Annotated in this window: 4 protein-coding genes; 3 read left to right on the plus strand and 1 reads right to left on the minus strand. The window is 39.9% G+C overall.

What is annotated here, in order from left to right; genetic code table 11:
- Nucleotides 1-127 precede the first annotated feature (127 nt).
- Entirely contained in the window at nt 128-2,383 is a 2,256-nt protein-coding gene (locus GQR39_RS14305) for an acyl-CoA dehydrogenase (RefSeq protein WP_165735937.1), read from the plus strand.
- A gap of 190 nt (nt 2,384-2,573) precedes the next feature.
- On the opposite strand, the gene GQR39_RS14310 is transcribed toward GQR39_RS14305, so the two are convergent.
- Nucleotides 2,574-3,542: an integron integrase gene (locus tag GQR39_RS14310; protein WP_165735938.1), complete on the minus strand. Its 969-nt coding sequence runs from the start codon at nt 3,540-3,542 to the stop codon at nt 2,574-2,576.
- Nucleotides 3,543-3,847: 305 nt separating this feature from the next.
- Here GQR39_RS14310 and GQR39_RS14315 point away from each other — a divergent pair, with 305 nt between their 5' ends.
- Entirely contained in the window at nt 3,848-4,681 is an 834-nt protein-coding gene (locus tag GQR39_RS14315; RefSeq protein ID WP_010555537.1) for a tyrosine-type recombinase/integrase, read from the plus strand.
- Nucleotides 4,678-5,769 carry an IS91 family transposase gene (locus GQR39_RS14320; RefSeq protein ID WP_165735939.1) on the plus strand — a complete coding sequence of 364 codons (1,092 nt, stop codon included), beginning with the start codon at nt 4,678-4,680 and terminating at the stop codon, nt 5,767-5,769. Before GQR39_RS14315 ends, GQR39_RS14320 begins: the two co-directional genes overlap by 4 nt.
- The last annotated feature ends 839 nt before the right edge of the window (nt 5,770-6,608 follow it).

Below are 6,608 nucleotides of genomic sequence, written 5' to 3' on the forward strand. Positions count from 1 at the left end.
AACAGTTTACGTTCGGGTAAAGAAAATAAATTGATAAAACTGTTAATTAATTGAATAGAGTAATTGATCTAAACGATTTTTTATGACGTAATGTAGGTATTATTTAGCTGGTCGGATGAGTTCAATCATGAGTTTACGTACAAAACTAAAAAAAGTATTACCAAGTATTTCTATCACAGAACAAGAAGCGCTAGACGCGGGTGATGTATGGCTTGAAGGTTCTATCTACCAAGGTAAACCTGATTTCAGTGCACTTCGCGACGTACCTGCTGCTACATTAAGCGCAGACGAGCAAGCATTCTTAGACGGTCCAGTAAAAGAACTACTGGGCATGATTGACGATTCAGTGATTCAAAACGGCATTCATTTACCAAATGACATCTTAGAATTTTTGAAAAAAGAGCGTTTTTTCTCGCTTATCATTCCTAAGTCGTTTGGTGGTTTAGAGTTTAGCCCTTATGCAAACTCTACTATTGTTGGCACAATTGCGACTAAAAGCTCAGCAGTAGCGGTAACCGTAATGGTTCCTAACTCGTTAGGTCCGGGTGAGTTATTACTTCACTTTGGTACGCAAGAACAACAAGCACATTACTTACCACGCCTAGCAAATGGTACAGACATTCCATGTTTTGCATTAACAAGCCCAGAAGCGGGTTCTGATGCAGGTGGCATTCCAGACATTGGTACAGTTACTAAAGGCATGTATAAAGGCGAAGAAGTACTTGGCCTTGAAATCACATGGGACAAGCGCTACATAACGCTTGCACCTATTGCTACCGTACTTGGTTTAGCTTTTAAAGTAATGGACCCTGATGGTTTATTAGGTGGTAAAGAAAGCTTAGGTATTACTTGTGCACTTATTCCTAAAGAGCACCCAGGTGTAGAGCTTGGTAATCGTCACGACCCAATGGGTATTCGTTTTTACAATGGTACTACACGTGGTAACAAAGTATTTGTACCAATGGACTTTGTTATTGGTGGACAGAAAAATATCGGCCGTGGTTGGCAAATGCTGGTTAGCTGTTTAGGTGCTGGCCGTGGTATTTCATTACCTGCGCTAGGTGTTAGTACAGCACAAGTTGCATTTAAATCAGCATCTGAATACGCAGCAGTGCGTGAACAGTTTGGTTTAGCCATTGGCCAGTTTGAAGGTATTCAAGAAAAACTAGCTGACATTGCAGGTAAAACATACCTACAAGAAGCAATGCGCGTACTTACAACTGAAGGCTTAGGCATGGGCTTAAAACCATCAGTAGTAACTGCAATCGCTAAATACCACATGACAGAGCTTGGTCGCGACGTGCTTGATTCAGCAATGGATATTCAAGCAGGTAAAGCGATTCAAAACGGTCCACAAAATACATTAGCAAGTGGTTATGTTGCTCAGCCGATTGCCATTACGGTAGAAGGCGCGAACATTCTTACACGTAACCTAATGATCTTTGGTCAAGGTGTTATGCGTTGTCACCCATATTTACAATCTATGGTTGAGTCAATTCACAGCGAAGACAAAGGCGCAGATAAAGAATTTAACGGTATTTTACGTAAAACAATTGGTTACAGCACAGCAAACAGCTTACGTGCTTTCCGCCTTGGTGTTTTACCATTTACAGCAAGTGCTAATTCTGAATTACCAGAAGTACGCGACTATGAAAAAGCAGTACATAAATTATCTGCAAAACTTGCAGTGTACGCAGACTTTTCGTTACTGGTACTTGGCGGTAAATTAAAGCAAGCAGAAATGCTATCGGCACGTTTAGGTGATGTAATGAGCTTCTTATATGCAGCTATGGCATCAATTAAATACTACGAGCAAAAAGTATCAAGTAGTGACCGTGAACAAGCAGCGCCGTATTTCCATTACGCGACTCGTTTTGCACTACAAAGCGCTGAAGAAGCATTGCATAAGTTTTTAGATAACTTCCCTGCAAGTGGTACACGTAAGTTTATTCGTTTCATTACAATGAACTACTCAACTAAAATGCCAAAAATTAGCGATGATTTAATCCGCGAATTAGCTAAGCAAGCTCAGCTAGATACCGCATTTAAAGCGCAAATCACGCATTTAGTTAAACCAGTTGAGGGCGATGGCCATCATATTAATGAGCAAGCTTACAAAGCTAAAATGGCATCACTTGGCGAGCTGGCTAAAGTTAAAAAAGCATTACGTGCTAAAGTAATTAAACCAGGTATACGCTTTAACATTACGCTTGATAACGCACTAGCGGCAAACGTAATCACACAAGCTGAACACGTTCAGTTAATTGATTACAACATCAAACGTGAAAAAGCGATTCGTGTAGATGAGTTCGATTTTGATATGAACCTACTAGACGATAACGCACAGCCGATTAACCCGCTTAAAAGCGTAGTTAATCAGTAAGTTAAAGTAATTAAATTCAATGATGCAAAGCGCCCGCAGTATCGGCGCTTTTATTTTTGATTAAAAAATTAGTGTGGAGCCCCGCTTGTGTAAAAACAAGCGGGGCTTTTTTATGTGTTTTAAAGTAGTAACAGATGGCAGTATTGATTTGTAAACAAGTATGTATTTTTAGGGTGTTGAAAAGAAAAGTTTATAATCTTGAAAAAGGGCTAACAACCCCGTTAGCGCCTTGCTGTAATACATGAGTATATATTTGTGTGGTTTTAACATCAGAATGGCCAAGCTGAGCTTGAACAGTTCTTATATCGGCGCCATTTTGCAGTAGATGAGTAGCAAAAGAGTGTCTTAATGTATGAGGTGTTATTATTTTTGTTAACCCTGATTTTTGGACGGCTTTTTTAACCTCTTTTCTAATACAAGAGTGATGAAAATGATGTCGTCTTATTTCACCACTTTGAGGATCTGAACTTAATATATGAGAAGGAAATAAATACTGCCACGCAAGCGATTTTGCGGCACTTGGATATTTTTTTGTTAAAGCATATGGCATCCATACGCCAGAATATTCCGTATTATTTAAATCCAGTTTTAAATAGTCATCAACGTTCAAAATTTGATTTCTCAGCATAGGAATTAGCTCTGTGGCCAGCGTAACAATGCGGTGTTTATTACCTTTTCCATTCCATACTTGAATGCATTTATAATCAAAATCAATATCTTTCACCCTTAATTGCACCGCTTCCATTACTCTTAAGCCACTTCCATACATAAGGGCTGCAATTAAATAATAGCGCTTATTTAAATGAGCCATCAACATTTTAACTTCCTCTGGGGTCATCACTACAGGGAGCTTTGCTTGTTTTTTACTACGGGCAAAATTTAAATTTAATGAGAGTTCTTTTTTTATTATGTGCTTGTATAAAAATGACAATGAATTGAGTGCGGTAGCTTGCGTACGTGGTGCAACGTTTTGCTTTAACACTAAATGTTCTAAGTAGCGTTCGACTTCATTGTCCCCCATTGAGGCGGGATGGCGTTTATTATGAAAATGGATATAAGATGCAATCCATCTTAGGTAGGTATCGACGGTGCGTAATGAATATTGACGAACTAGCATATATTCAGCTATGTAATTTAAAAATGGGGAACGTGTTTTCATACTATTACCAATAATAGTGCTGTTTTTATATACAGTATAGTTGTGATGCACACATATTCAAGAAAATGAGCGGCGAGCGCATTTTGTCTTTTATTGAGAGTTTGAGTACTAATAAAAAATTATATATAGCAATGTATTAAGTTATTTGGTAAAAAAGATTTATAAAAAACATGAGCGTATCGTTGGCAGAAATATGCGCGATGAGCGCACTATTAAATTGTTGAACTAAGCCGCTACGCGGAGATCCTATTCTGACCATTTGAGCCACACTTACCTTGGGGTTATCCCATATTTGGAGGTAAGTCATGAATACACTCATTGAACAAGTCAAAATTGAAATAGCCTACCGTGGTTATTCACAAAGTACCTGTAAAAGCTACTGCGAGCATTTGCTTAAACTCAGCCATTATTTTAATAAACCACTCGATTTAATTACTGATGATGAGCTGAATATCTTTTTTAAAGATCCCGCTATTCGAAAGCTCTCCAGAGCGAGTCAAAAAATACAAATAAACAGCATTTGGTTTCTGTTTAAGAATATTTTACATCGCCCCCTGAACTTAGACATAGCCTTGCCTAAAGCAAAACCTCGGGCACCAACTTATTTATCGCGTGATGATATTCGACGACTTATAGAAAGTTGCACGGATATGCGCTTAAAAACATTGATAGTGGTGTGTTATGGATGTGGTTTGCGTATTGGCGAACTGCTGCGCATCAAAGTGCAAGACATCGATGGACAGCGTAAAACCATTTTAATTGAACATGGTAAAGGAGATAAGTCACGCTATGTTGTTGTATCAGATAGCGTGCTAAATCAATTACGTTGCTATTGGAAAATGTATCACCCAACAGGCTGGATGTTTTATTCACGATGGTTAATGGATAAACCCATGTCACCATCAAGCTTCAGAAAGGCATTGAAAAAACATGCACAAATGTGTGGTTTAAAGCACTGTAATCCACATGTATTACGCCATGCTTATGCAACACATCAACTTGAGTTAGGGATGCCGCTTCATCAACTTCAACATCAGCTTGGTCACAGTGACATTAGAACCACGCAAAGTTACTTACACTGGTTACCTGAATTAGGGCATGGTGGTATTGATTTACTCGCAAGTTGGGGAAACCAATGAGCGGCTTGCATCTCGCTGATATTTTAAATTCTGGCCTTGGGAATTATCGGCAGCACCACATAATGAGTTATCAGCAGTTACGAGTCTGCCAACACCTTCAATCATGCAGAACGGGACAGCTCGGTTATCAAGCATGGCAATGTGATAACTGTAGTGAAGTACAACAAATTGGATGTAGCTGTCGAGATCGGCATTGCCCACGTTGCCAAGGTATGGCAACGGCTAAATGGGTGCAAAGACAACAAGAGGATTTATTATCGTGTCGCTATTTCCACCTTGTTTTTACGCTCCCGCATGAGTTAAATATCATTGCGCACTACAACCCAAACGCGTTGTATCAATGTTTATTTAAAGCCGCATGGCAAACGCTGTGTAAATTTGCGAAACGAAAGAGGCATGGCCAGCTAGGCATGACAAGCGTACTGCATACGTGGGGGCAAAACTTAAGTCAGCATATCCACTTGCATTGTTTGATACCCGCAGGTGCACTTGAAAAAACGCACTGGCATGAAATAGAAAAAGGCTATTTATACCCCGTGAAAGCGTTATCAACAGTCTTTAGAGGTAAAATGCTGGCGGCGCTCAATGAATGCGATAGTTCATTCGCGAAGGTAAGCACACCAACCAAATGGTGCGTGTATAGCAAAGCCTGTTTAACGTACAGTGAAAAGCTAGTTAGTTACCTTGCTCGTTATACCCGAAAAGGCGTGATGTCAGAATCGCGATTAGTGTCAGCGACTGAAGAAACAGTGAGCTTTAAATACCGCGATTATGCAGATAACAACCGCGATAAAGTCATGACTCTGAGTTGTGATGAATTTTTACGGCGCTACTTACAACATGTATTGCCCAAAGGGTTTATGCGCATTCGTCACTATGGCTTTTTAGCTAATGCGTGTCGCAAGCGAAAGTTAGGGTTAATAAAGGCTCAAGTATCAGCAACCCCATGCAAAGCGGTGAAGCCGAAGGTAGAGCAAGAACGATTAATACCCCATTGGTCTTGCCAGTCATGCAAGACGGGTACCTTACGATTTATTGGTGTGATGAATTTAGATGAGGCGACAAATAAAATAGCGCGAACGAGTTAGCAGCCTTGCTTGCTGCATCAAATCAATAAGTTAACCTGCTTAATTGCTCAGGCTAATAGCGACTGTGCGAGCGAAAAATATCCTTGCTTAACGGTTAAACATTCGGTTTAATGAATAGATAATAAACGCTGAGCAATGCAGGGAAAGCTTAAATTATAATTGGTAAGCTTATTAAATTAGCTGATTTAGCTAGAGCCTCTAAAAAGCAAATTCCCATAGCATAAACAACACCAACTCTGACACACCGAGCAGGTAGCGCCTCAGTCCAACAAGCGATTATGCAACACAAACTGCGTGTCGCATAAATACTAAAGTGTTATACATCCTAGGAAAAGTGTTGTGCTAATTCGAGCGATTAACAGTCAAAGAAGATTGAAGCCTTACTTTTATTCGCAGTCTGCGAAAGTTGGCGGTGTTGGTTGCTTATTTGGATTTGCAGTTGCATACCCGTTATTTTTCTTTATTGCTTCAAGCTTTGGTATCGAGTCAGATATACCAATCCGTAGCTACGACGGAGATACCGTATTGGCAGTGTTCACATTATGCTTCTTAATCCTAAGTTTATCGCTTTACACGTTTTGTGCTTTATTTGCCTTCATTTACTATGGCATTAAATGCAAAAAAGGATATATCGACAGAGAAGAACTTATTAATATCGTATTCAAAGGTATCTACCCAAAGCGGTGGCAACGTGGGCTTTAGTTCGGATGTATAACAAACCACTCAAGGCTCTCGCTTCGCTCGCTGGGACGCTAACACATGGGCTGCGTCACTTCGTTCCTAAATTTAGCCCATGTATTATCGCCCCTTAGTGGGGTGTTGAGGCTGTAGAATTACTC

The organism is Pseudoalteromonas sp. C8 (assembly GCF_011378685.1).
Taxonomy (GTDB): Bacteria; Pseudomonadota; Gammaproteobacteria; order Enterobacterales; family Alteromonadaceae; genus Pseudoalteromonas; species Pseudoalteromonas arctica.

Coding starts and splice junctions, on each gene's coding strand:
- GQR39_RS14305 (WP_165735937.1), top strand. CDS start 128: ATGAGTTTACGTACAAAACTAAAAAAAGTATTACCAAGTATTTCTATC.
- GQR39_RS14310 (WP_165735938.1), bottom strand. CDS start 3,542: ATGAAAACACGTTCCCCATTTTTAAATTACATAGCTGAATATATGCTA.
- GQR39_RS14315 (WP_010555537.1), top strand. CDS start 3,848: ATGAATACACTCATTGAACAAGTCAAAATTGAAATAGCCTACCGTGGT.
- GQR39_RS14320 (WP_165735939.1), top strand. CDS start 4,678: ATGAGCGGCTTGCATCTCGCTGATATTTTAAATTCTGGCCTTGGGAAT.